The sequence below is a fragment of the Vibrio sp. V31_P5A7T61 genome, assembly GCF_009904895.1.
Lineage (GTDB): Bacteria > Pseudomonadota > Gammaproteobacteria > Enterobacterales > Vibrionaceae > Vibrio > Vibrio metschnikovii.
The window spans coordinates 24,965-47,790 of the sequence record NZ_WXWI01000009.1 but is presented as its reverse complement, the minus strand read 5'-3'; the positions used below and the strand labels follow the sequence as shown (position 1 = coordinate 47,790).

Here is a 22,826-nt window from a genome sequence, read left to right as displayed (position 1 = left end):
AAATTGCAGAACATGTCTGTATAATCGTGAGTGTTCAACTAGACTCATAATCTGCTATTAAGAAAAGTAGGTCAAGAACTGATATAAGAAAGTAGTCAGGAATTGTTAGATAAACAACTTTGGGGCAAAGGCGAGTTAGCGCTAGTCGCCCTAACACGTATCTGTCGGATAGGCGACACTTGTTACCAAGTGCCGCCCTCCTAAGAACCGTACGTGCAACTTTCACTGCATACGGCTCAAGCCTCCGCTAAGGCGTATTACGTTACCCAGCAACCTAGATAGCAGTTAAGGCAGGGTCAAACCAAGAGTAACGACTTTCCTTTTTCGGCTTCCTCTTTGCCAAGTAATCTTGGTAAAGCGGATCGAATGGGGTTGCTGCTCTTCTAATTTTCACATGCCTTTTGATCGGCGTTTTCGCTATTTGAATTAGGTTGTAGTGACAGTCCATATTGGCGATTTTCTGCCAACCGTGAAATTGCCATCCACCACTTCTGTTCATGTAGTATTTTCGCCTTACCCAGTCTTTTGGTTTAGTGGGATGACGTCTAACCGCCCATCGCCACAGTAACCAGAAGATTTGATGACCGAGATAACCGAAAGTGCGCTTTGCAACGCAGTGGCGATAATAGTTCGCCCAACCTTTCAGCTTAGGGTTCAGTAATCTAATGAGATCATTGACTGGCATTGTTGCGTGCTTCTTGATGAGTTCACGCAAGTTACCCAAGAAAGAGAGAACGTTGCTCTTACTCGGTTTGATGAGTAGTTTGCCTTTGTACTTCCTGAGGTTAAAGCCCAGAAAATCAAAGCCATCATCTATATGAGTAATGTGTGTTTTCTCTTCAGAGAGTGTCAACCCTCTTTCTTTTAGAAAATCAATCACCCGTGGTTTGACTTCGTTAACAAGAACATCTTTTGACGAACCTGTTATCACAAAATCATCCGCATAACCGATAAAGTTAACTCGTTCTCCCGATTTCTTAGCGACTTCTTTCACGAGCTTTTCTAGGCCCGCAAGCGTCAGTAACATAAGCGTTGGAGAGATAATTCCTCCTTGCGGAGTTCCCTCCGACGTTCGGTAGAACAAGCCCTTATCGATATAGCCAGAGCCTAACCACTGCTTCAGCATCCTTTTGTCTATTTGAACATGTTCAAGTAGCCATTCATGCCCAATCTTGTCAAAGCAAGCTTTAATATCCCCCTCCAAAACCCAGCGACCTGAGCGCTTAAGACACAAGCATTTGAAGCATTGTGCTATTGTGTCAGCCGTACTGCGATTAGGGCGAAAACCGTAGCTATTTGGATCTGCTATCGTTTCCGATATCGGTTCTAAAGCAAGCAGATAAAGCGCTTGTTGCGCTCGGTCTATCATGCATGGAATGCCGAGGGGTCTAAGTTTGCCATTCTTTTTCGGGATATAGATACGTCTGAGGGGTTTGGCTCGATAGCCTTTACGGTTCAATTGATTAACTGCGGTCATTCGACGAGCATCCGTATTCCAGATAACACCATCGACTCCAGGAGTGTTACTGCCTTTGTTTTGGGACACTCGCTTCACAGCTAGTAATTTAGCTGACCTCGAGTGCGTTAAGACCCACTGCAAAGCTTTCGCTTTACTGTGTTTTCCCTCTCGGGTTGCTTTTGCAATGCGCATTTGAAGCTTTAACACGTGCGACTCTACGGCCTTCCAGTCGATGGATTGCCATTGAGTGCCATTAGGAGAGGCACTAACTTCTGATGAAGCCACCATTTGCGTTTCTCCTTGAATAAAGTTCTTCAAATCATCTTGCAACGGGAGACCAGTTAGAAGTCAGCTCGCTTTCGCGCCAGATATAAACCTGTATCCACTTCATTACAAAGCGGCCTTTGCTTTTTCTAACCTCCTTTACCTGCACACCTATCGGCAATCTTCGCAGACTGCTTTCCCAATGGGAGATATACAGGCTTACCCTGTTCCGTATGTCGCGCAAAATATCAGCTTAGATGCCCACTATAGTGCGGAGAGTACATCGATCACGAAAGAGTACTGTCCAACTTCTTTCCGACTCTCATTGCCGTTTTGGCCACAGCGTATTAACCACTTCCGCTGCTTCATCGTATAACGCGCCTTACGTGGATTCACTTACGTTCATCATACTGACACCCTAGCACTTACCCAATTTGTGGTTATCAGGAGGAACGTCCTCTCACGATTCCATTCCCACTCAGCCTAACGGCTGAGTTTCGTTACATTGTCGGATCCGCTGCTTTATTCAGGATCCTAGGGTCATCTGGTGATACAGATGGTTCACTCTTGTCGTGGTGAACAACGCTTCATACGACTTCAGGTCGCACGGACAAAACCAAGTTAGAGTACCAATTCTAACTTGGTTGACTTGTATAAGAAAAAGTATATTAAAACCTTAAATGCTTGTATGCATATTTGCTTCGACATGAAATGTATGAGCTTATCTTATCGTGGAACCATTTCAGGTTCTTTAGCATGGATGTGCATGTTACAAAGTGAAAGCTTTTAGACAAAAGTTGTCATTCACACAGTAAATTCACGGTTCTAAAATTGCTTCCAATACAGCTTTTTCCTCTTTTTGCGACTTCTGTTTAATGACGGCAGCAGCACCAGAGAATGTAAAACCAAGGTTGTATTCTAATGTGTCACCACAGCTCAGATTATTCCATATATCAGATGGACAATTAGATTGATGTAAAAAGTGAACTCCGGAGTAGCCAGTCGCTTCTAATAAACAGAAAGAATATGTTTTGTTGACGATCTTTCCTGATATAAGTAATGGCTCATCGTTGTTCCCTGACAACAATCCTCTGATAGCATGTTTAGTTTTCGGTGGTAATCGAATCAATTTAAGTTTACTGAGCTGGTCAAGATAATCGTCGTACTTAGCGTTTATATACAACTGCCTACAATACCATAACTGATTTAACACATTGCTATCCCCATCTGTGAATGACCTTCTCCAATGATGTTCCGCACTCTGTTTTTCACTAGGTTCGTAAATCGAAAATATACTAGCAATTCCAGCATGAGCATTTTTATCTAGGGGGCTTGCATCTAGTGTTCTATTCAAAATTTCTTTTGCTTTTTCTATATCAGGAGGTGAACAAGATAGGTATATTTTACTAAGCCTGTTAGATAAAGCTCCATTCGCAGGATTTATCTTGTGTGCTGCTTCCAACGCCCTCATTGAGCGCTGGTCATCTGAAATTAACTGGGCAAAAGCAGCTTCTTCCGACAAAATCACCTCATCATCAGGAAACTTCTTCAAGGCGTTTTGAATGACAGCTTCTGTATTTTTTATAGCATCAGTCAACAGCTCTTCATCATCTAATTGAATTACATCTTCAAGTCTTTGAAGTGCAATTTTGCACTGAGTATCAAATGAATGCGAAGTAACTTTATCTTTGTTTGATATCTCTTTCGCTAAACGGTCTGCTTTATTTAGGAGCCTATCTTTGTCCAAGCCCGTAGCTCTTTTAGCTCTAGCTAGCTCTAGTTCAGCAAGAGAGTGTTGAATTGATGGATTAAATTCACCAAATTTCTCTGCAAGGTTCAAATACTCCTCAGATTTTACAAAATTAGGTGCCTTACTTCGCATATAAAATATGCCCACTTGCTGATAATAGAAATCATCATCACCACAAACATCTTCTATTTGTTTGTAAATGGTTTCTATGTTTTCGTGTAAGCTAAAAACTCCCGATAAATTTCTATATTTAATCATTTCACGAAATGCCGTTCTGTCGGGGCTATAGCCAATATCTAAGTTTTTTAGTAATAACAAGTAAGTATCAAACCGCTCTTCCTCTGAACCCATAGAGTATTCAAACACCATCTCTGCTATGATTGGGTGGCGAGAAACGTAAGCTTGGTCTTGTGCTACGTCATATTTGATAACTTTGACTACTGATTCTAAAGGAGAGAAAAATCGGTCGGTAAAATCCGTAAAACTTACACCATGGACTCGATTTATGATTCCGGCTCGAACCAAAACATCAAACCTATTCATAATACAGATAGTCCTATAAATGAGTTGAGCTTTCCTTGGAACAATGTTGTCGTACTCGTTGCGAATAATCTGCTCAAATGACTTTGACATAGTAACTTCATGCAACGCCACAAGTAATTGACGTCCAGCTTTTTCAGAAAATGCTTCTCGCCTTTTTTCAGGAGACAACTTCTTTAGTTCTCCAAGAGCATTGTGCCTTTCAAGTAGCTCTAAAAGTCTATCGATCTCTTTTATTGAGAGGTATCCAACTTCAAGCTTATCTGATAATAGAGATTGAAGTGGAGAGCATTCGATATTCCACTCATTAGTTCTTTCAGCGGCTATGCAGGTCAAAGGTAACGAAGCCTGATTAAATTTATGATTCAAGGCCAAAATATCAGACACATGGCTTGAAGCATTGTCTACAAATAAGAAAATTCGCTCACCCACTTTTTCAGCGATTTCGAGCAAAGCTTTAAAAGGCAGCCGTTCATTGGAATCCCAGTATAAGCAGATCTTATCGTAATCAGTTGCTGCATCCCAAGCTACCCGCCGCAAAATTACTGACTTACCAGAACCAGCGAATCCACTCAGATGATACAGTTCAAAAGATTGTGAGTTTCGCTCATTCTCATCTATCAAAATAATGTCAGATACTATTTCGTCTGAGATTTTCCTACGAACATCCAATTCTTGGCTTATTGGTGTCCAGCTTTGAGAATACCCCTTATAAAACATTTTTGGGTCTACGGTGTCAGAAGGCATCGCTCCATCTACAAATCTAAGCGAGTTGTTCAATTCAGATAAAGCTTGAGGTGTAAGAGAAAAATCGTTATTAACAAACTTTCTTTCTATTGGGTGCTGTTTATCAGAGATTGATATCAAGGCTCTCTCGATATCCGTAACTTGAGAATCCAAAGAGTCCATAAATGCTTTAAAGGTTCCGTTTAAAATGGTTATTCGTTTACTTTCCCACAACCTTTTCTGTCTATCTGACCCCCCAAGCATTAAAGCATAATACCTAGGCCTACTATCCGTTAAATCTTGAATTTCAGATAAGGCAGCCCGGATATCCGAATCTTCTAAGCTATGCCCAATAAAAAGTACTGTATGGCTCGTTCCCAGTGATTTAAGACGCTCAAATAGTGTATTTCTTTTCTTCTGATGTGTTGCGTATTGATCTGCTGTTAAAATCAACTCGGGATCGGTTTCATTAATTCTAGAAATACATCCATGCAATTTAATATACGCAAGATCTTCATCTGGTTTAACCATAGAGTCCATTCGGTCGGTCGTTCGAATAATTGGAACTAGACGCTGAGATTTTTGCTCGAAAACATCATAAGCACCTTCGATGAGGAGGTCATAATTGGTTGTAAAAACCGTAGACCATTTGTACTTCGGAAGCTTCCTGTGGAAGTCACAGGGCTCAAAGTCTTCAAAAAGCTCTTTGATATATTGCTGAACCGTTACTTTATCTGACTCAGAAATACTAAGCTCTGCTACTGAGGCTAAGGAGAGATCCTTATCATTGTCCCCAAGAAACCTTTCGCACAGCTTATCGCGCAATGCATTCGCACTAAACATCTCTTTGCCAGATTTTGAAATGCTACCCATTGAGGCGCCAGCACCTAAAAAAAGAACAACTCTACCTCTTTTAATCTCATTGATTAAGTTATCAGGAATATCCATATCGCCTCATATATGCCAACTAACTAATTTTGTTTATGTTGGTAATCTAGCATATCTATGAGATTAAATTGTGTGTTTGTAGTCGTACGGTGAATTTGGTCACTTAGTTAGAGGTGATATTGCAGTGTATCACCATTGTAGATGTGCGAAAAAATAACCTATCCACTTTGCATTAGCTTTTTTATTACAAAGTGGATAATTCAAAACCACGTTAGAGTAAATACGTTAACTGATAATGGGGCAGAAACTTGCTAGTAGGCTCTCGAATACTCAACGAAGTGAAGCTGGATCTAGTTGATTCTCAATCGATAAAACTGAGAGCTATTTAAAATAGTTTTAACTTAGCATCCACAACCACACCGATGATGCGGCAGTTACCATTCACAGACATGATAGGGTAGTTGGTATTTAGGGGTTTTAGAAAGCGCTGGCCAGCATCAAGGACTAGCTTTTTGAAAGTAGCCTCGTTGACGTCTTCTAGCTTCGCTACCACTAAAGAGCCATTCTCGTGATCACGCTCAGTATCGACTAATACTAACGTCCCTTCGGGGAAACTAACTCCCGTTGCAGATGTCATTGAGTCGCCTTCCACCTTTAACCAAAAACAGCGCTCGCTGGTTCTCTCGGTAGTTTCATGCCACTCACTAATATCTGCCAAGATGTAAGGTTCACAAGCTTCTGTCCATGCACCGGCCTGAACTGAGCTAAGTACAGGAAAGCATGCCTTATATACAGGTTGAATCTCTACCTTAGACACGTTGGCTATTACTTGATCGGGATATTCTAAAGTCCCGTCAGAGTGCAAAGTTAATGAATCGAGCTTTAATGCTTTTAGTATTTTTGCGATCTGTTCTAAGGAAGGCTCGCGCCTTTTATTTAGCCAATGACCCATCCCACCAGGAGTTACTTCAACTAACTCGGCCAATTTTTCTTGGGTTATCCCCACTTCTTTAATTCTGGCTTTTACCAGATCTGTCCAATTCATTTTCATACTCTTAAATATACAAAATGTACAAAAACAGGCAACGCACACTATGTACATTATGTTGATGGTGTTGTGTACATAATGTATATTGTTGGTTTGGTGCTACCGGAGGTGGAAAAATGCAGCAAATTAGAGAGATAAGAAAAAAGGTAAATATCTCTGTTAATGACCTAGCTGAAATGATTGGAACTGAGCCAGGTGCCGTTTATCACTATGAGTCAAATAGAAGGACTCCGGATTTCAATCAGTGTTGGAAGATTGTTAATGCTCTAAACCAACTCGGCGCACATTGTTCATTCGATGACGTATTCCCCAACCCAAAACATAAAAATAGTTTAACCACAAGCAAGCCGCTAGACGGCCCCTATCAAAAGGTAACGACCAATGAAAGTGACCAACATCCTAGAAAAAATCGAGAACTTAAAGATAAACCGCACGGTCGGCATGGAAGGACTGCCGTTTGACAAAGTGCGGGTTGCACAAATTAAGACACGTTTTACTTATGGTGAGAGTGCGTTTCTTTCCGCGATAGCTAATGAAGTCAGCGCTCAGAAAGCGGTGCTTTGTAATGTGTTGGTGATCGAGGCGGTGATCGCGCTTTTAAACAGTGAGCCTGATTTAAAAGATCGGGTAATGAGTGCATGGGAAAAAATGGGAGGTGAACGGCTGGATTTCTTCGAACAACTCGAAAACCACAAACCATATACCGTGAATGGTGATTATACCGTCATTCACATCTCTTCATCACACGATCGCGGGGTTAAATATCAACATGAGCAATAACACGGTAGGGCAGGCGAGAAAGCCTGCTCTTAATCATAGCGATTTTGTGGAATTAGTCGTTGAGCAAGCCGCTATTTATTCTGGCGAACGCCGCGATCAGATCCGCGCAAGAATGGCTGAACAAATGCTAGGGTCGGGGACTGATAATCCCTTTGATTTTTCGAGGAAAGTTGAAGGAGTGCACTGATGCGCTTTTCCCTATTTATTAATCAAGCTAAAGCAATGGAATGGGGGCTGAATGTTCAGCAGGCCATTCTATTTAGCTACTTACATGATCTCCCCACGTGGGGGAAATGTACGGTCATTAATGGGGAGGCATTTTGGTGGTCAGGCAAAGATAAAGTCATTTGTGAGCTTCCTATCCTGACGGATAAGCCTGATACGGTGAAAAGACACATGGCCGCACTTGAAAAGGCAGGCTTAATTGAACGTATCACTCATCAAAATCGCCCTCTTGTTCGAATAACAGACAAAGGAAAACAGTGGAATAAACATGAAGGAGGTGGGGAAAATAATCCCGACCAAGGCGGGAAAAATATCCCTACTAGGTCGGGAGAAAAATCCCCACTAGGTAGGGAAAAAAATCCCGCATATAAGAATACCAGTGATCAGAGTACCAAGATCAGTAAAGAAAAAAGTAAACCAAAAAAACCAGAATTGGATTTTTCTTGCTGGCCATCACCTCCGAGCGATCAAATCTTCCGTGACTGGAAAATCATGCGTGACAAAAAACGAGCGCCCATCACTCAAACCGTGATCAACCGACTGGCATCAAAACTCTTCGAGGCACACCAACGACTCGGCATGAGCGTCGATGATGTACTGGGCCTTTGCGCTGAACGAGGCTGGCAAGGCTTTGAAGTGGATTGGATTGAACGCCTTGTGCCAATCGCCCCAACGATGACAGAGCCGAACTCGCCACCTAAAAAACCGCCTCGACTCGATCGCTGGCCAAAACTGAGCCCCTCGGAGCGGTTTCGGCAGCAACTGATTGAGCAAGGGAAAAAACCAACGTTTTGATTTTAAAGGTAACGACCAATGACCATTAATTTTACCGATGAAGAATATCGGCTCATGCGAAACGAGCTGAAAGCGAATGCAATAAATTCACTTATTCGATTGATGCCGATGGAACGGGGAGACGCCATCTTCCACATTTCGCGAGTTTGCAATGTGTCTTACGGAGCGGTTCGAGAATGGACCCAAAACGGTGCGCCAAGTAAACACGTCAACACACTGCTCGAGCTTGCCAAAAGTCACGATATACGGATTTACCGTTATCAGCTGTTGCCAACCAGAGCCGTGGTTAATCACTGGCTGAACTGGTGTTATGACATCGACAAGGACAGACACGTTTCGAAGCAGCTTTTTCAGCATTGGACGGCGAGCATGAAAAAGGGGCGGGTAGCATGAGTTTAGAGCAGTGGAAGCGTAGCAAGTACGCTGAGCGGATCAATTTCAGTTCTTCACAGTTTGGTCGAGTCGTCGCGGTCATGGTGACCAGTGGTGGTTGGCATACGCTGCGTGAGATTGAAGAGATGATCCACGCGCACTATCCAGACAGGGATACCCAAGCGGCCATTTCTGCAAGGCTTCGAGAAGTCAGTCCCTCAAAACACGGGTTAGTGAAACAGAAAAACTTGCAAGTGGTGAACAAAAAACAGGTGTGGCGCTATCGTCTAGTTCCGGCACAGACCGTCTGGCAAGTCGCAGAGAAAATCGGGGTGGAAGTATGATTAAGTCTCGTTTGTTATCGATGTTTTTTATTGTGTCCATTGTTGCTATTGCAACGGGATTCTTGCTTAGCAACGCTCAACTGTCCGATGGGTGGAAAGCAATAGGCTCTTATGTTTGCGCATGTGTTTCTGCTTATACGCTGTATTGCATTTCGGGTGAGTCTCAGCGTAACGATCGGGAAGATGACGAATGAGCCTATCTCTTGTTCGAAGCAAAACGGGAGGATTGGCCCCTCTCTCACCAGAAGATGATGAAATATTAAAACGCTACCGCGTTGGTGATGTGATTGAGTTTCCCAAGCTACCTAATAAGGTTCGAAATCCGCAATTTCATCGTAAATACATGGCGCTACTCAAGCTAGGTTTTGACTATTGGGAGCCAATAGGTGGCACGTTATGCCCAAGCGAAAACAAGCTGCTGGATAACTATACCTGCTTCTTATCTGAACTACTGGGTTATGAAGACGTGCTTGAGGAATGCCAAAAAGCATTCACGACTAAGTTGAGAGAAAAAAGATCTAGCTATGCGACGGAGAAAAGTTTTCTTGCTTATCGACGTTGGGTCGTTGTGGAGGCTGGCTTCTACTCGGTGATCATGCTTCCGAATGGGGCTATTCGCAAAGAGCCGAAATCCATCAGCTTTGCCAACATGGATGATCACGAATTTAACGAGCTTTACCGTGCCTCGTTCAATGTGATTTGGAATCAAATTGTAAGGCCAGGCGGTTATCTCGGCAGTGAAGCAGAGATGGAAAATGTGGTGGATCAGATGTTGGGGTATGTATGACACTTGTTCGTAGTAAAAAAATCATGCGGTCGGCGCGCGGTAAGCCATGCACTTTGCGCTTAGTGGGTATTTGTAACTTCAATCCTGAAACTACAGTGGCTGCGCATATTGGTGTTCGCCGAGGTATGGGAATTAAAGCCGGTGACAACATGGTGGTTTACGCTTGCTCTGATTGCCATGCCGAGATTGATCGACGAGGTAGGGAGGCTTATGCCGCAGACAAGCTAAGAGCGGTGGAAGAGACTCAAGAGAGCATGATTGAACAGGGGCTTTTGGCATTTTCATGAATCCTTATGATATTGAGAAGATAGCCGGAAAGCATGTCACGATGGTTGGTGATAAGGCTAAGCGTAAAGTGCGCGAGATAGAAACCGCTGAGTGTCGAGCGTTTTATCAATGGGCGCAAAATACGGTGATCGACAAGATTATGATTGCTGACTATCTCACTCACATTCCCAATGAGGGGAAGAGAGGCCCAAAAGCGCGCAAAGACTTTATCGAGATGGGCGGCACTTCCGGTTATGCCGATTATGTATTTGATGTGGCCAGATGTGGTTACCACGGCTTACGCATCGAAATGAAAGCGCCAGAACCCTACCGCTCAACTATCTCTGACGCGCAAAAGGCAATGAGCGAAAAACTCATCAAGCAAGGGTATCTCACCGTATTTCCGAAGGGTGCTGAGCAAGCAAAACAAGTAATTATTGAGTATATGACAGGTGATCTATGAGTTATGCCGTGGAATTGTTGAGCAAGTTACACTCCCCCAAGCCAATATTCATCGAAAGAAAATCAGGACGAACACGATTAACGCCAGATGTGATACTTGGGGCGATATCAACAGAGCTGCATGGGTATCCTGTAGGACGGGTGATTATTGAAGCGCGTTATCTTAACGACCTTGCTGCAGAGAAAACCTTGTCTGCGCATATTCTCGATAAGGTAAAGCAAGAGCACGTTGCTCACACTTCAATTGTTGCGCATATCGTTTATTGCCTAGTAATGCAAAAACCGCTTCATTCTCAGCGCGTTAAATTACGTTCCTTGCATAAGCAATATGGAGGAAGGGCAAGACGCTCTCAAAAGCTTATTTCAACATGGCGCGAGCGCATTAAATCTATGGAGCGTTCAGGTAATGCTAAGTTGCAGTACATGATAGATAGGCATCTTGATGACATCGAAAAAGAAAAGCAGCAGCTTTTATCCTATGCAGAGCTAAAAGCAAGTCAGTCCCTGAGTTGCCCAAAGTGCGGTGGGACTGGCATTAGCGCCAACAAGGGATGTGATGCGTGTGATGGGATTGGTTATTTTAAACCAACGCGAGAGCGTATTTACTCAGAGTTTAGACAGATGGGAGCGCGTATCACTGAGCAAGATTTTACTAGAACCTATCAGCCGGTGATCACCGATCTTGTTTCGTTTTATTGTCAGTGCGAGCTAAATGCCGCAGATGCGCTGGAAAACAGACTGATGGCAGAAAGGACGGTGCTTTAGGGGATATAAGCGGAGTATTTGGGCTTAATATGTGACCTATTGCACTTATTTTGAATATTCTAGTTTCACAATTAATTCAACTGATGGAATATTCTGTCCGTAAGCTTATTTGATAATTATGTTATATATCAATAGCTTGTGTTTTTTAGTTCAAGAAAACAATATTGTGATAAGAGGGCTGTAGATACTTCGAATGAAACAGTGCACTACGGTCAATAGAGTCTTTTAGGGAGGAGAGCTAAGGGGACGTTGTGACGCTCCAAAAGCAGAGTTGAAAGACCAAATGCAAGTGAATAGTTGAGATGTTCGCTAGGCATGTCATTTTTGTTATGTGTTTGTTTTTATTAGTTAAGATGAACAGTGTGGCCTTGATGTTGTGTTGTTCAAATCTTAACAGGACGTTATATTCAATTAATCTTTGGAGTGGAAATGAAAAAATTACTTTTTGTACTGCTTTCAGTACTTTCTTTTAGTTCTGTTGCACAACTGTATACAGCTTCAGGAGCGATACATTCGGTTCGTGTTCATCATATGTCTGAACCTACCAGAAATTTTCTGTTGTTGCATGTGGTGCATGAATTTACAAATGCAGGAAACTGTAAAGTTAACTCAGATGGGCACGTCATACTCAATGTTACTGACGAGAGAATGTTACAAGTGGCTATTACTGCAAAGGTTTCATCACGTGGGGTAACGGTTGGTTTTGATGATGACTATCCAGATGATGATGGAAACTGTACACTGAAATGGATAGATTTATAAAATAAATACAACAAAATAGAGATTTATAACGCATGGCATTTATGTCATGCGTTGGTTTTTTGTGATTACGGTGTTATGCGGAAGCTTGGTAGTGGCGTTGTCTGCCCCTTAAGCGGGCGTTAGTTTGCACATTCTACTGTGAAAGAATCCGCATTAAGCGGATTTTGGTATTGAAAAACCTCATTCTCTTGAGGCGAGTAGTTCTTTCATTTCGTCTAATAATTTGGGCGCTTGTACCTTAATAATATCCTCTGCCCAATTTGCTTTCATTTTTACATTATTTGCAGCTCGGAAGTATTTATCTTTATTATCAACAATATCTTGTAGTGCTTTTATTAAATCAGGAATAATAGCTCTTTTACTGTAGTACTCTTCTGCAGATTCAATTGCTTGTTCAGGGATTTTTCCCCAAGCTGCATACATTGCAAGGATGTCAAAAATATCTTTATATGGCTCTTGTAGTTTCCTATCACTGTTAGCTAGAAGCTTAGTGTAGAAGCACGATTGCTTGTCCAAAAATGGGACGGGAAATCTATCCTTATCGAAGTCAAACGCAAGGTCATAATCTGCGAAGCTAACAAATTCGAGTTTTATGTATGTGTCAGTGTGCTTTATGACAGTCCTTACTGCGTCACGATCAGAACGTATTTCACGAGCATATTCAAATTCAGTGGTTACGAGCTCGTTGAGTTGAATGTTATTTACAGTCCCACGAACTGCTCGATACGAGGCCTTGTTTGGACAAAGAAAATCAATGTCAATTGACTCGCGGTACTCATCAAGCTCAAGAGCTATACGAGTACCACCGCCGAAAATTATGTTGTTTGCGCAAAAAAAATCAGCGTCAAAATTGTATAACGCTGATTCTATAATTTTATGATATTGTAGGTTATATCTAGACATATCAATGTGTTGCTGGCATAAAACAGCCATTACCAAATTCGTTAATAAGTAGGTTGATTAGATTTTTTTCTTTGGTTGTAAGTTTTTCTTTATCCACATATCCCCAACGTTTTTCGTATAGTTCAAATGCAGTCTTAGGCGCAATGAATTTCTTGTGCATATCCCAAAGAAGCAGATTTAGTTCATGATAATGAGTTCTATTAATGTTTCCCATAAATACTCCAATCATCTCTGTCATATGAGTGTACCCAAAAAATGTAGCTACCTTAAGTATAGATTAATATCTTTATACAAAAGCAACTGTCTTTACACCTTGCTCTGGTAGTGTGGTGCTGAACACCACACTACCAGAGCAAGGTGTTTAAAGCAAATTATTTATACTATGCCTGAATCATACAGTAGACTTGCTTTATTGTATAGCCGAGCAACACATTCAGAAAAAGTTAACGAGCCTAACACCTGACCGTGGTAAGCTTAGCTTACCACGGTCAGGTGTTAGGCTGTCAATGGTTAACTGTTTTGCTTTATTGGTTTTTAGTGTAATGCGGTGAGTTAGTGGTTGCGTTGCTCACCCCTTAACGCGGCGTTATGTGCTTTTGCCTAGAAATTAGGAAATTTACTATGATTAAGTTACGTCAAAGCCGAAAGTGGAAAGGTGTTCAGTATGGATAGTTTCGAGTCAAAAGGTGAGTTGTTACGAAATCACGCCAAAGGTTTAGTCGTTGAGTTTATGCAAAGTCATCCTGACTGCTCCCCAAACAGCCTTGGAATGAAGCAGGCAGAAATTTTTAGGCGTTGTGGTCTTGGTTGGGGAGAGCAGCGTAAAGCAAGCACATCGAACCAACAATATTGGCTAGTAGCTTTGCTACGACAGCTTGAGCAAGAAGGTGTAGTTGTTCAGGTGGTAGAGTCTGGTCCTTGGAGACTCTGCTAACTCAAAGAGTACGCACATAACAAACTGTTCAAGAGGGATTCGCAACGCGTTGCATTTTTTTAATGCGTTTATTTTTGTGGTTACGGTGTTGTCTTGGTAGTAGCGTTGTCTGCCCCTGAACCGGGCGTTAAGTTCCAAAGATTGGGTTAACATCCATACTCTTATGTAAAATACGGACGACTCTAATCTGTTGGCTGCCCGTTTGCTGATAAAAAATCACATGGCTACCTTGAGGAAATTTACGGTAACCATCTCGAATTTCATCACATGATTTGCCGATGTCGGGATTTTCAGCCAAAAGCCAAAATGAATCGTCAAATTGCTTTAAGTAGATGTTTCGCTGCTCTTTGCCCCAACGGCGTTGAGTAAATAAAGCGATATCACGTAAATCGGTTTTGGCTGCAGTTGTAAGATTAAATGGTTTCATCGATTAGTTTCACTATCAAGTTCATTGATGAAACTATCAAGGTCATAATCAGCGTCACCACTTTGTTCACCTTCAACAAGTAGTTGACGGAGAGTCTGCAGTTTAGTCTCTTGGTTTTCGAGTAAACGCAAAGCTGAGCGAATAACTTCACTTGCAGAGCCATAACGCCCACTTTGAATTTGGCTTGTAATAAAGCCATCAAAGTGTTCACCAAGGGTAATACTTGTGTTCTTAGCCATAAATTTATCCCCAAAAGTACCAATAAGTACCTAATTATGGTATTAAGTGGCTTCAAAGGCAAGTCGCATACAAGCGCTTCAAGAGGGACAACCAACGCGCGGTATTTTTACTATGCGTTGGTTTTTTTGTGATCACGGTTGCATCGGTATTCCGTTGTTCGCTCTTTAAAAAACAGCGTGAATTGGTAATAAAATTACCCCTCTTTTTTTTGTTTGCATTTAAGCTGTTGATTTATATAAGTAATAAATTGGATAAAAAATAAAGGGTTATTTTGATAAATTTGATGTAATTACCATTATTAACAATAAGTTACTGTTATAGTTTCATAGGTTCACTGCCGCACAGGCAGCTTAGAAATGATGCGCAGATTTATCCAATCAACGAGGTGGGTTCACTGCCGCACAGGCAGCTTAGAAAGATAAAAAGCATGTTTGACTTCGGTGTTTCAGGTTCACTGCCGCACAGGCAGCTTAGAAAAACTATAGTTGCTGCGTTAGCCATATATCCCTGTTCACTGCCGCACAGGCAGCTTAGACATTGCAGTTGATTGGGCTTGGTTGGATCAATAAAAACAAACTTTTATTGTATTGAAAGCCGTCATTGACTGAACCCAAAAATCAGGCAAAATGTTTACAAGATGCACAACCTCGCCCACTCGGCGGGGTTTTTTTATGCCTGTCATTTGGGGGTGACAATGTCACTAGATAAAGCCACGATTGCTATCGCCACTGGCACTGGAACGACGGTCGGAGTCAGTGCCGCTAAATCTGCGCAAAGTGCGCAATCTTTGTTAAATTCCAGTATTTCACAGATATTAGCGGGTGATTACACACTCTACGGCTCTGATATCGCTACGATAGCCGGTATCGTTATGGGCGCTCTCGGTATTGTGGTTACGCTCTATCGTATCCGCGTCACTAAGCGACTCGCCAATGCGTTATAACAAGCTGACTACGGCGTTAATCGGAGCTGCTATCGGTATAACGGGCGGTTTTGAGGGTTACAACCGCATCGCATACCAAGATAGCGGGGGAGTGTGGACCGCGTGCTGGGGCGAAACGCTTAATATCAAATCCGGTGACGAGTTTACGGATGAGCAGTGTCAGGTGATGTTTATTCAGTCTCTCAACAAACACAACGCCCCACTTGAGAAAATTCCCCAACGCTTACCCGCCAATGTTCACCTCGCTTCACTGGATATGTCTTACAACCTCGGCACTGGCGCATTTAGCCACAGCACGATGTATCGCTACCTGCAGAACGCTGACTACCCAAATGCCTGTATGGAGCCTAATCGCTGGGTTTATGTGCGAATCAACGGTGAGCTTCGCAATTGCCGCGATCCGCAGTGGAACTGCCGAGGGATTGTGACTCGCAGAGAAGTCGTAACCCAACTTTGTCTTGGGCAGATATCAATTAACGATGCGCTCATAAGGCTAGGTCAGCTTCCACTTGATAGTGAAATCATCGAACAGCTCAATGCGCACTAGTCTCATCATCACCGGTATTTTCGGGGTAATCCTTGTGTCTATGTGGATACAGCTCAAAGCGCAACGAGCGGAAATCATCATGCTCAGCGAAAGAGCCGCGATCGCAAGAGCGAATTTTCATGTGCAGCGCACAATCAATCAGCAAATAAGTGACGATCGCGAGCGCATGAGTCAACTACTCACTGAAAGAGCGCAGCGAAATGCGCAAGAAAAAGAGAGTCTACGTAATGAAATCACACAGCTTAGGGACGAGATGGCGGATAGTCGCTGCGTTGTCCCTCCCACTGTTACTGAACGCTTGCGCGAGCCCTATTAAACCAGACCCTATAGTGGTTACTGAATACATTCTCCCGCCAGAAGGATTAATCCTTCCATGCTATAAGCCGCAAGTGATTGGTACATGGCCAGAAGTCGTTACTGAAGATATTCCGAGACTGAAATCAGCGCTCAGCGAGTGCGCCGCTCAAACTGATGAGTATCTCAAGTGGAGAACCCTCAAGAATAAACCAGGCTGAATGATATTGGCGCACAAGAATAGACATAACAGGAGCCATTCGGGTAGTGGCTCCGATTATGTTTAACACGAGAGCTACAAAACTGATGAAAGCAAAGCGCACAGGCAAAGTTAACGCTGTTATTGGCTATAACGGCCAATCAGCCCGGGTAAGACTCTCGTCGGGTGAGCGTATCTGCATTCCAACTACCCATCGTCCGGTTATAGGGGATTGGGTAGTAGAGGGAGAGCTCTCTAACGAGCAGCCAAGAAAGAACTAAGAGAGTGACATGTCAAACAACTGGGAACTATTACAAAAGAAATTCGAAGTTGCCCACGCGAGAACTGGCATATCGGCAAAAGAGTGGTGCGAAACTCAAGGGCTCAATTACAACTCCGCACGTCGCTACATCAAAGTACGCAAGACTGCGCACGATGAAACTGCGCAGCGCACTGCGCAAAACGCAAGAAAACACTCTGCGCAAATTAGAAATGCGCAAAGTGCGCAAAAAGCAGATCAGAAAAAAGTGACGCGGAAAAATGGTCACAAACAAAATGACACACCGTTGCAACCTCAAAAGAATGCTAACGAACATGACATGGGATTGGGTGAACGAGATGAAAGCGGTCGTTTTCGCCCAGGCCATAAAATATCAGTCGGTAACGCTGGCAATCCAAATCCCAGTAATTCAGCAGAGCCAGGCAATGCGAGAGCAAGAAAGCATGGCATTTACGCTAAGTACTTCAAAGAAGAAGAGCTGGAAAAGTTCGATGCAGCCGCTATTGCTGATTTACAAGATGAGCTGGAGTTGTGCCGCGTCCGTTTGCAGTCGGGAGCGGAAGCACTGGCTCAGTGTATGAGTGACATCAAAAACGCCAGCTCAATTGAGGATAGAGTGTCACTTTATGAGTCTTATGCGCGGATCGACAACGGAATGGCATCACTGACAAGCCGGATTGAATCTATCACCCGCACGCTTTCAGGATTACGGATAGATACGGTTAAAGTTCCTCATATCGTCGCTGACACAAAACGCGTCGAGAATGCTGCTCGCAAACTTGGCCTTGAGGCTGACAAGATAAGCAACGAAGGTAAAGGCGATGATACACCGGTGTCACAAATTCTTGATGATATTCGCGCCATGGGCAGCGATGGTTTGATGAGCAAACTGCAATGACACATCAGTTTGAAGATGTTTCAGACGCGGAACGTCTCGAGATAGAAGAAAAGCTCAGAGATAAATGGTGGCGTCTCGATAATCTCTACATGATCGAGAATGAGCAAGGGCAGTTAGTTCGCTTCCGACTTCGGCCTGCTCAGCGACTTCTCTTTGAGATGATGTGGTATCTCAACATCATTTTAAAAGCGCGGCAACTTGGTTTCTCGACAGCGATTGATATTTATCTGCTTGATGAAGCACTTTTTAATAACAACCTCAAATGCGGGATCATCGCACAAGATCAATCCGCGTCCGGTGAGATTTATCGAACCAAGATTGAGGTGCCGTTTGATAACTTGCCAGCTTGGCTTAAGACGCGATTCAAAGTCAAAAGCCGACGCTCAGGAACAACGGGAGGCTTCATTGTCTTTGAGCATGGCTCTAGCATTCAAGTGGCTACATCCTTTCGTTCAGGCACGGTTCATCGTTTACACGTTTCAGAGCATGGCAAAATCTGTGCTAAATACCCCGCGAAAGCGAAAGAGGTTCGCACCGGTACGCTTAACGCGGTTCACCCTGGCTGTATCGCTTTTATTGAGTCTACTGCAGAGGGTGTGGGCGGCGACTTTTACACGATGACGATGAAGTCGCTTGAGATGAGTCGCAGTGAAAAGCCGCTGACACAGTTGGATTGGAAGTTTCATTTCTTCGCGTGGTGGCAAGATCCAAAGTATCGCGCCAAGGTTCCTGAGTCTGGGCTTGTTATGAGCAAAACTCAGCGAGAGTACTTTGATGCTGTCGAAGACGCTATGAATTGTGTCATCGATGATGAGCAGCGCCAGTGGTACGTGTTGAAAGAGGCCGAGCAGCGCGATGAGATGAAGCAAGAGTTTCCGTCTACGCCGCTTGAAGCTTTCTTAACGTCTGGTCGAAGAGTCTTCGATTCACTTCATACCATGCAAGCCGAAGGCGATACGATGAATCCAATCATCATCTACGATATCGAGCCAGTAACGGGCAACATGGTTAAGGCTAATAAGCCAGAAACCATGGACGAACAAGGGCAAAACTCAGTCATGAACATGCTGCTGGTTTGGGAGCTGCCCGAGAAGGATGAAGATTATGCGATGGGTATCGATATTGCAGAAGGCCTTGAGCACGGTGACCGCTGCAGTCTTGACGTTGTTAAGCGAAGCACTGGCGAGCAAGTGGCCCATTGGTACGGATATCTCGATGTCGAGCTTTTTGCACAGCTCGCAGCGCACATCGGTAAGCTTTACAACTGGGCTTATGCAGGACCAGAGCGAAATAATCACGGCCATGCCTTTATCCTTGAGTTTAAAAAGCACTACAAAATCAGCCGTATTTACTCTGAGCAATATATTGATAGAGCGGATGAAGATGAAACCGTCAAGCTTGGCTGGCTCACAACCAAGTACAGCAAGCCAATTTTAACCGAGGGATTAAAAACCTTACTTCGCAATCGTCAGTCCGGGATCCGCTGGATTGGCACAATCAGTGAAATTACCACCTACGTCTATCAAAAAAATGGCTCAATGGGCGCTCAAGAAGGCTGCTTTGACGATCAGGTCATGAGCTATGCCATCGCTCAAGAGATGCGAGCAAGAATGCCCGTCACCTACCAAGATACTCCAATTCAACGTGACAAATCTAAACACTGGATGGCGCACTAATGAAAAAAATCGAACAACAAAAGCTACTCAATATTATGTCGGATATTGATGCTCAGCCGAACTGGCGAACCCATGCAAACAAAGCGTGCGCGTACTACGATGGCGATCAGCTAGCGCCGCAAGTCGTTGCGGTACTTAAAGAGCGCAATCAACCAATGACTATGCACAACTTAATCGCGCCAACTGTCGATGGGGTTTTGGGGATGGAAGCTAAGACGAGGACGGATCTGCTTGTCCTTGCTGACGATCCGAGTAAAGAGTTTGATGAATTGGCTGAGGCTATTAACGAACAGTTCAAGGATGTGTGTCGGTTAGCCAAGTTAGATAAAGCAAGATCAGAAGCTTATGCGTCACAAATCAAATGCGGCTTTGGCGCGGTTGAAGTGTATCGCAATGAAAATCTCTTTGGTCCCAAATACAAAATCAAAAACATACCTCGCGATGAAATCTATTGGGACTGGTTATCAAAAGAATCGGACTGGTCAGATGCTCGCTGGGTAATGCGCTGTCGCTGGATTGATGTTGATGAGCTAATGACGATAGTCCCAGATAAAAAAGACATCATTAAAAATGCCGCGAACGGCTGGCATGGGTTTGTCGAGACCAATCTCATTGAGGGGATGGACGCTAATCTTGTCAATGCTTATGAAGAGTTTAAAGGGTACAGTCGCCAGCAAACAGAATGGCTCTCTCAAAACCGTAAGCGTATCCGATTGCAAGTGATCTACTATCGGACAATGGAGCGAAAACCAGTAATAGAGTTGCAAAATGGGCGCGTGATTGAGTTTGATAAAAACAATCTGCTTCATGCCACGGCAGCGGCTATGGGCAAAGCGAACGTTCGTATGGCTCAAGTAAGCCGGATCATTGAAAGTTGGTATGCAGGCCCACATCACTTAGGCGATAAAGATTGCGACGCACCGCAAGGGCTGTTTCCTCTCGTTCCATTTTTTGGTTATCGCAAAGATGCCAATGGTGAGCCTTATGGTCTCGTCGCTCGCGCCATACCCGCTCAAGACGAAGTTAACTTTAGACGCATTAAACTCACCTGGCTTTTGCAAGCGAAGCGCGTTATCGCTGATAAAGATGCAACGAATATGAGCCGTGAAAAGGTGCTAGATGAAGTTGAACGAGCGGATGGCTATATCGAGCTCAACCCAGACCGTAAAAACAACAAATCTGTTGCTGAGGCTTTTAGAGTTGAGCAAGATTTTAATATCGCTCAGCAGCAGTTTAATGTCATGCAAGAGTCGATGAAGCTCATACAAGACACCATGGGCGTTTATGCGGCATTCCTTGGTCAAGGCCAAACCAGTCAGTCTGGCGTTGCTATTGCTAACTTGGTGGAGCAGGGCGCAACAACGCTTGCTGAGATTAACGATAACTACCGCTACTCGTGTCAGTTACTGGGTGAGCTTATTCTTAGCTACCTCATTGAAGACATGAAAGGTAAACGTAATGTGCCGATCACCATTAATCGCGATGATCCGCGAAAACGTAAGCAAGTCATTGTCAATCAAGAGACCGAAGAAGGGTTAACGAACGACATTACAAAACTAAGAACGCACATTGCCCTTGCGCCAGTGCAGCAAACCGCAGCGTACAAGCAGCAGCTTGCCGATCGCATGATGCAAATCACGGCGCAGATGCCACCAGAAGTGCAAGTCGCTGTTATCGACCTCGTCGCTGAGCTTACCGATATTCCAAACAAAGCAGAATTCATTGACAGGGTGCGTGATGCAATCGGCATTCAGAAACCGCAAGATGAAATGAGCGAAGAAGAAATTGCAGCCATGGAGGCGCAACAGCAGCAACAAGAGGCGCAAATGCAGTTGGCTATGCGTGAGATGGAGGCGAAAGTGCAGAAGCTAGAAGCAGAAGTACAAAAATCCATGGCAGTAGCTGAAAAAGAACAGGCCGCGGCTAATTCAGCGCGTTATCGTGACGCGAAAACGCAAGCGGAAACAGGCAAGCTACTGCAAGAGATCGAACGAATGGACCAAGAATTGCAGCAAATTCGCAATCAATGGGCCACCATGATTGAACAGCAATTGGATGCGCTGACGTTGTAATTGAATGCCGCCGAAAAGTGGAGTACATTTTATCCACGATGTGAAGCCTCGCCCTTAATTGGTCGGGGCTTTTTTGTTTCTGTCGTTAAGCATTCTTTCGAGAGTGTTTAACCGCACAGACAGCGATACGTCTACACAGGAGAAAGCACGAATGACAATCAATCTAGATAATTTAACTGGCAATGAAACCCCTGAAGAGCTGGAAGCGCTGCTTGATTCCATCGATGGTGTTTTGGATGACGATTCAGAGCATGACGATGACGATATTGAGTTAGACGACGAAAACTCTGATGGTCGCTCTGATACTGACTCAGCCGATAGTGATGCTGCGGACTCGGCAACCGCACAGGATGAAGAGCAGCAGGAACAGCAAGAAGAGCAAAAGCCAAAGGGCGTGGCTGCAAAAGATGGCGAGCACGTTATTCCTTATGACGTGTTAGAGCGTGAGCGCCAAGAAAAGCAGCAGCTCAAAGAGCAGCTTGAAACGATGCAGAAAAAGCAGAGCGATTGGGAGCAATCTCAACGTTTACTTGAGCTTCGTAACAAGCAGTTGGAAAAGCTCGGTGTTGAACCTGAGGACTTGCCGGAAAACTTATCTGTTTCTGATGAGCAGCTTGAAGCATTGATGGATGATTACCCAGAGATTGGTAAGATCTTGAAGGTCATTGTCGCTAAAACAAGCGCAAATCAAGTTGTCAAACCAGAGCCTACCGAGCCAGATGTTAACCCCGTTGTTGATGTGATTGAGCAAAATGCCGATTTATCCGCATGGCGCGATCAAGGTGGTGAAAGCTGGAGTAAAGCGGTAGAGATTGATGAGCAGTTACGTGCCGATCCGCAATGGGCAGATAAACCACTGGCAGAGCGCTTTGCCGAAGTGGTGAGTCTGACCAAGGCTGCAATGTCACCGCCAACTCCGGATAAAGCCCCAGAGCTGAGCGAGCAAGATATTAAAGCTAAAGCCGAAGAGGTAGAGCGCAAAGCGAAAAGTGCTCTGCCTTCTTCACCTAGTGCCATCGGCTCAACCAGTAAGCATCAACCATCAGAGCTTGAACAGTTAGCAAACGCTGATACAGAAAGTTTGATGGTGATGATGCAAGGTAAGAGTCAGGCAGAAATTGAAGCATTGCTTGAAATGGCTGGCGTGTAGACGCCGTAATCCATTACCCCGTTCGAAAG

At 43.9% G+C, this 22,826-nt stretch carries 27 protein-coding genes; 20 read left to right on the top strand and 7 right to left on the bottom strand.

The genetic code is table 11. From position 1 onward, the window contains the following. Positions 1–274: 274 nt before the first annotated feature. From ltrA to CAG58_RS00860, 3 genes are all read right to left on the bottom strand, one after another. The gene (ltrA, locus tag CAG58_RS00870; RefSeq protein WP_161426563.1) at positions 275–1,747 is read right to left on the bottom strand and encodes a group II intron reverse transcriptase/maturase; all 1,473 of its coding nucleotides are present in this window, start codon (positions 1,745–1,747) and stop codon (positions 275–277) included. Positions 1,748–2,540: 793 nt separating this feature from the next. Beyond that, the gene (locus CAG58_RS00865; RefSeq protein WP_161429732.1) at positions 2,541–5,687 is read right to left on the bottom strand and encodes a P-loop NTPase; all 3,147 of its coding nucleotides are present in this window, start codon (positions 5,685–5,687) and stop codon (positions 2,541–2,543) included. 325 nt (positions 5,688–6,012) lie between these two features. After that, positions 6,013–6,672, bottom strand: coding sequence for a LexA family protein (locus tag CAG58_RS00860; protein WP_337247267.1), 660 nt, complete (start codon positions 6,670–6,672; stop codon positions 6,013–6,015). A 119-nt stretch (positions 6,673–6,791) separates the two neighbouring features. Here CAG58_RS00860 and CAG58_RS00855 point away from each other — a divergent pair, with 119 nt between their 5' ends. The 11 genes from CAG58_RS00855 (at position 6,792) to CAG58_RS00810 (ending at position 12,234) form a co-directional block, all read left to right on the top strand. Next, positions 6,792–7,136: a helix-turn-helix transcriptional regulator gene (locus CAG58_RS00855; protein WP_110167330.1), complete on the top strand. Its 345-nt coding sequence runs from the start codon at positions 6,792–6,794 to the stop codon at positions 7,134–7,136. Continuing rightward, the gene (locus tag CAG58_RS00850; RefSeq protein WP_161426204.1) at positions 7,057–7,455 is read left to right on the top strand and encodes a hypothetical protein; all 399 of its coding nucleotides are present in this window, start codon (positions 7,057–7,059) and stop codon (positions 7,453–7,455) included. The genes CAG58_RS00855 and CAG58_RS00850 overlap by 80 nt, the downstream gene beginning before the upstream one ends. After that, positions 7,445–7,642, top strand: coding sequence for a hypothetical protein (locus tag CAG58_RS00845; protein ID WP_161426203.1), 198 nt, complete (start codon positions 7,445–7,447; stop codon positions 7,640–7,642). Before CAG58_RS00850 ends, CAG58_RS00845 begins: the two co-directional genes overlap by 11 nt. Continuing rightward, complete coding sequence (locus CAG58_RS16780) at positions 7,642–8,475, top strand: hypothetical protein (protein ID WP_202598159.1); 834 nt, start codon at positions 7,642–7,644, stop codon at positions 8,473–8,475. Before CAG58_RS00845 ends, CAG58_RS16780 begins: the two co-directional genes overlap by 1 nt. Before the next feature lie 18 nt (positions 8,476–8,493). Continuing rightward, the gene (locus tag CAG58_RS00840) at positions 8,494–8,868 is read left to right on the top strand and encodes a hypothetical protein (RefSeq protein WP_161426202.1); all 375 of its coding nucleotides are present in this window, start codon (positions 8,494–8,496) and stop codon (positions 8,866–8,868) included. Then, complete coding sequence (locus CAG58_RS00835; RefSeq protein WP_161426201.1) at positions 8,865–9,191, top strand: hypothetical protein; 327 nt, start codon at positions 8,865–8,867, stop codon at positions 9,189–9,191. Before CAG58_RS00840 ends, CAG58_RS00835 begins: the two co-directional genes overlap by 4 nt. 190 nt (positions 9,192–9,381) lie before the next feature. Further along, a complete protein-coding gene (locus tag CAG58_RS00830; RefSeq protein WP_161426200.1) occupies positions 9,382–9,978 on the top strand; it encodes a DUF1367 family protein in 597 nt (198 codons plus the stop codon). Next, positions 9,975–10,265 carry a nuclease domain-containing protein gene (locus CAG58_RS00825; protein WP_161426199.1) on the top strand — a complete coding sequence of 97 codons (291 nt, stop codon included), beginning with the start codon at positions 9,975–9,977 and terminating at the stop codon, positions 10,263–10,265. The genes CAG58_RS00830 and CAG58_RS00825 overlap by 4 nt, the downstream gene beginning before the upstream one ends. Further along, entirely contained in the window at positions 10,262–10,708 is a 447-nt protein-coding gene (locus CAG58_RS00820) for a VRR-NUC domain-containing protein (RefSeq protein WP_161426198.1), read from the top strand. Before CAG58_RS00825 ends, CAG58_RS00820 begins: the two co-directional genes overlap by 4 nt. Next, on the top strand, positions 10,705–11,472 hold the full coding sequence (locus tag CAG58_RS00815) for a TIGR02642 family protein (RefSeq protein WP_161426197.1): 768 nt from the start codon (positions 10,705–10,707) through the stop codon (positions 11,470–11,472). The genes CAG58_RS00820 and CAG58_RS00815 overlap by 4 nt, the downstream gene beginning before the upstream one ends. 429 nt (positions 11,473–11,901) lie before the next feature. Next, positions 11,902–12,234, top strand: coding sequence for a hypothetical protein (locus CAG58_RS00810; protein WP_161429731.1), 333 nt, complete (start codon positions 11,902–11,904; stop codon positions 12,232–12,234). Positions 12,235–12,414: 180 nt separating this feature from the next. Here the strand turns inward: CAG58_RS00810 and CAG58_RS00805 are convergent, their stop codons facing one another. Together CAG58_RS00805 and CAG58_RS00800 are read right to left on the bottom strand one after the other, a co-directional pair. Further along, positions 12,415–13,167: a nucleotidyl transferase AbiEii/AbiGii toxin family protein gene (locus CAG58_RS00805; protein WP_161429759.1), complete on the bottom strand. Its 753-nt coding sequence runs from the start codon at positions 13,165–13,167 to the stop codon at positions 12,415–12,417. Continuing rightward, complete coding sequence (locus CAG58_RS00800; protein ID WP_237665948.1) at positions 13,139–13,375, bottom strand: hypothetical protein; 237 nt, start codon at positions 13,373–13,375, stop codon at positions 13,139–13,141. Before CAG58_RS00800 ends, CAG58_RS00805 begins: the two co-directional genes overlap by 29 nt. 426 nt (positions 13,376–13,801) lie before the next feature. Between CAG58_RS00800 and CAG58_RS00795 the strand changes: the two genes are divergently transcribed. Further along, positions 13,802–14,071, top strand: coding sequence for a hypothetical protein (locus tag CAG58_RS00795; RefSeq protein ID WP_161429758.1), 270 nt, complete (start codon positions 13,802–13,804; stop codon positions 14,069–14,071). 127 nt (positions 14,072–14,198) lie between these two features. Here CAG58_RS00795 and CAG58_RS00790 read toward each other — a convergent pair whose 3' ends face one another. Together CAG58_RS00790 and CAG58_RS00785 are read right to left on the bottom strand one after the other, a co-directional pair. Further along, on the bottom strand, positions 14,199–14,498 hold the full coding sequence (locus tag CAG58_RS00790; RefSeq protein ID WP_161429757.1) for a type II toxin-antitoxin system RelE/ParE family toxin: 300 nt from the start codon (positions 14,496–14,498) through the stop codon (positions 14,199–14,201). After that, positions 14,495–14,737: a type II toxin-antitoxin system ParD family antitoxin gene (locus CAG58_RS00785; RefSeq protein WP_161429756.1), complete on the bottom strand. Its 243-nt coding sequence runs from the start codon at positions 14,735–14,737 to the stop codon at positions 14,495–14,497. The genes CAG58_RS00790 and CAG58_RS00785 overlap by 4 nt, the downstream gene beginning before the upstream one ends. A 695-nt stretch (positions 14,738–15,432) precedes the next feature. Between CAG58_RS00785 and CAG58_RS00780 the strand changes: the two genes are divergently transcribed. From CAG58_RS00780 to CAG58_RS00750, 8 genes are all read left to right on the top strand, one after another. Beyond that, complete coding sequence (locus tag CAG58_RS00780; RefSeq protein ID WP_110167310.1) at positions 15,433–15,681, top strand: hypothetical protein; 249 nt, start codon at positions 15,433–15,435, stop codon at positions 15,679–15,681. Continuing rightward, a complete protein-coding gene (locus CAG58_RS00775) occupies positions 15,671–16,228 on the top strand; it encodes a glycoside hydrolase family protein (RefSeq protein ID WP_161425793.1) in 558 nt (185 codons plus the stop codon). The genes CAG58_RS00780 and CAG58_RS00775 overlap by 11 nt, the downstream gene beginning before the upstream one ends. A gap of 34 nt (positions 16,229–16,262) precedes the next feature. Continuing rightward, positions 16,263–16,544, top strand: coding sequence for a hypothetical protein (locus CAG58_RS00770; protein WP_161429724.1), 282 nt, complete (start codon positions 16,263–16,265; stop codon positions 16,542–16,544). Further along, the gene (gene lysC / locus CAG58_RS17115; RefSeq protein ID WP_443084103.1) at positions 16,429–16,743 is read left to right on the top strand and encodes an Rz1-like lysis system protein LysC; all 315 of its coding nucleotides are present in this window, start codon (positions 16,429–16,431) and stop codon (positions 16,741–16,743) included. Before CAG58_RS00770 ends, lysC begins: the two co-directional genes overlap by 116 nt. Before the next feature lie 268 nt (positions 16,744–17,011). Then, the gene (locus tag CAG58_RS00765) at positions 17,012–17,899 is read left to right on the top strand and encodes a terminase (protein WP_161425790.1); all 888 of its coding nucleotides are present in this window, start codon (positions 17,012–17,014) and stop codon (positions 17,897–17,899) included. Beyond that, positions 17,896–19,575 carry a terminase gene (locus tag CAG58_RS00760; protein ID WP_161425789.1) on the top strand — a complete coding sequence of 560 codons (1,680 nt, stop codon included), beginning with the start codon at positions 17,896–17,898 and terminating at the stop codon, positions 19,573–19,575. The genes CAG58_RS00765 and CAG58_RS00760 overlap by 4 nt, the downstream gene beginning before the upstream one ends. Next, the gene (locus CAG58_RS00755) at positions 19,575–21,647 is read left to right on the top strand and encodes a portal protein (protein WP_161425788.1); all 2,073 of its coding nucleotides are present in this window, start codon (positions 19,575–19,577) and stop codon (positions 21,645–21,647) included. Before CAG58_RS00760 ends, CAG58_RS00755 begins: the two co-directional genes overlap by 1 nt. Before the next feature lie 151 nt (positions 21,648–21,798). Next, positions 21,799–22,797: a hypothetical protein gene (locus CAG58_RS00750; protein WP_161425787.1), complete on the top strand. Its 999-nt coding sequence runs from the start codon at positions 21,799–21,801 to the stop codon at positions 22,795–22,797. The last annotated feature ends 29 nt before the right edge of the window (positions 22,798–22,826 follow it).

Coding starts and splice junctions, on each gene's coding strand:
- ltrA (WP_161426563.1), bottom strand. CDS start 1,747: ATGGTGGCTTCATCAGAAGTTAGTGCCTCTCCTAATGGCACTCAATGG.
- CAG58_RS00865 (WP_161429732.1), bottom strand. CDS start 5,687: ATGGATATTCCTGATAACTTAATCAATGAGATTAAAAGAGGTAGAGTT.
- CAG58_RS00860 (WP_337247267.1), bottom strand. CDS start 6,672: ATGAATTGGACAGATCTGGTAAAAGCCAGAATTAAAGAAGTGGGGATA.
- CAG58_RS00855 (WP_110167330.1), top strand. CDS start 6,792: ATGCAGCAAATTAGAGAGATAAGAAAAAAGGTAAATATCTCTGTTAAT.
- CAG58_RS00850 (WP_161426204.1), top strand. CDS start 7,057: ATGAAAGTGACCAACATCCTAGAAAAAATCGAGAACTTAAAGATAAAC.
- CAG58_RS00845 (WP_161426203.1), top strand. CDS start 7,445: ATGAGCAATAACACGGTAGGGCAGGCGAGAAAGCCTGCTCTTAATCAT.
- CAG58_RS16780 (WP_202598159.1), top strand. CDS start 7,642: ATGCGCTTTTCCCTATTTATTAATCAAGCTAAAGCAATGGAATGGGGG.
- CAG58_RS00840 (WP_161426202.1), top strand. CDS start 8,494: ATGACCATTAATTTTACCGATGAAGAATATCGGCTCATGCGAAACGAG.
- CAG58_RS00835 (WP_161426201.1), top strand. CDS start 8,865: ATGAGTTTAGAGCAGTGGAAGCGTAGCAAGTACGCTGAGCGGATCAAT.
- CAG58_RS00830 (WP_161426200.1), top strand. CDS start 9,382: ATGAGCCTATCTCTTGTTCGAAGCAAAACGGGAGGATTGGCCCCTCTC.
- CAG58_RS00825 (WP_161426199.1), top strand. CDS start 9,975: ATGACACTTGTTCGTAGTAAAAAAATCATGCGGTCGGCGCGCGGTAAG.
- CAG58_RS00820 (WP_161426198.1), top strand. CDS start 10,262: ATGAATCCTTATGATATTGAGAAGATAGCCGGAAAGCATGTCACGATG.
- CAG58_RS00815 (WP_161426197.1), top strand. CDS start 10,705: ATGAGTTATGCCGTGGAATTGTTGAGCAAGTTACACTCCCCCAAGCCA.
- CAG58_RS00810 (WP_161429731.1), top strand. CDS start 11,902: ATGAAAAAATTACTTTTTGTACTGCTTTCAGTACTTTCTTTTAGTTCT.
- CAG58_RS00805 (WP_161429759.1), bottom strand. CDS start 13,167: ATGGCTGTTTTATGCCAGCAACACATTGATATGTCTAGATATAACCTA.
- CAG58_RS00800 (WP_237665948.1), bottom strand. CDS start 13,375: ATGACAGAGATGATTGGAGTATTTATGGGAAACATTAATAGAACTCAT.
- CAG58_RS00795 (WP_161429758.1), top strand. CDS start 13,802: ATGGATAGTTTCGAGTCAAAAGGTGAGTTGTTACGAAATCACGCCAAA.
- CAG58_RS00790 (WP_161429757.1), bottom strand. CDS start 14,498: ATGAAACCATTTAATCTTACAACTGCAGCCAAAACCGATTTACGTGAT.
- CAG58_RS00785 (WP_161429756.1), bottom strand. CDS start 14,737: ATGGCTAAGAACACAAGTATTACCCTTGGTGAACACTTTGATGGCTTT.
- CAG58_RS00780 (WP_110167310.1), top strand. CDS start 15,433: ATGTCACTAGATAAAGCCACGATTGCTATCGCCACTGGCACTGGAACG.
- CAG58_RS00775 (WP_161425793.1), top strand. CDS start 15,671: ATGCGTTATAACAAGCTGACTACGGCGTTAATCGGAGCTGCTATCGGT.
- lysC (WP_443084103.1), top strand. CDS start 16,429: ATGCGCAAGAAAAAGAGAGTCTACGTAATGAAATCACACAGCTTAGGG.
- CAG58_RS00765 (WP_161425790.1), top strand. CDS start 17,012: ATGTCAAACAACTGGGAACTATTACAAAAGAAATTCGAAGTTGCCCAC.
- CAG58_RS00760 (WP_161425789.1), top strand. CDS start 17,896: ATGACACATCAGTTTGAAGATGTTTCAGACGCGGAACGTCTCGAGATA.
- CAG58_RS00755 (WP_161425788.1), top strand. CDS start 19,575: ATGAAAAAAATCGAACAACAAAAGCTACTCAATATTATGTCGGATATT.
- CAG58_RS00750 (WP_161425787.1), top strand. CDS start 21,799: ATGACAATCAATCTAGATAATTTAACTGGCAATGAAACCCCTGAAGAG.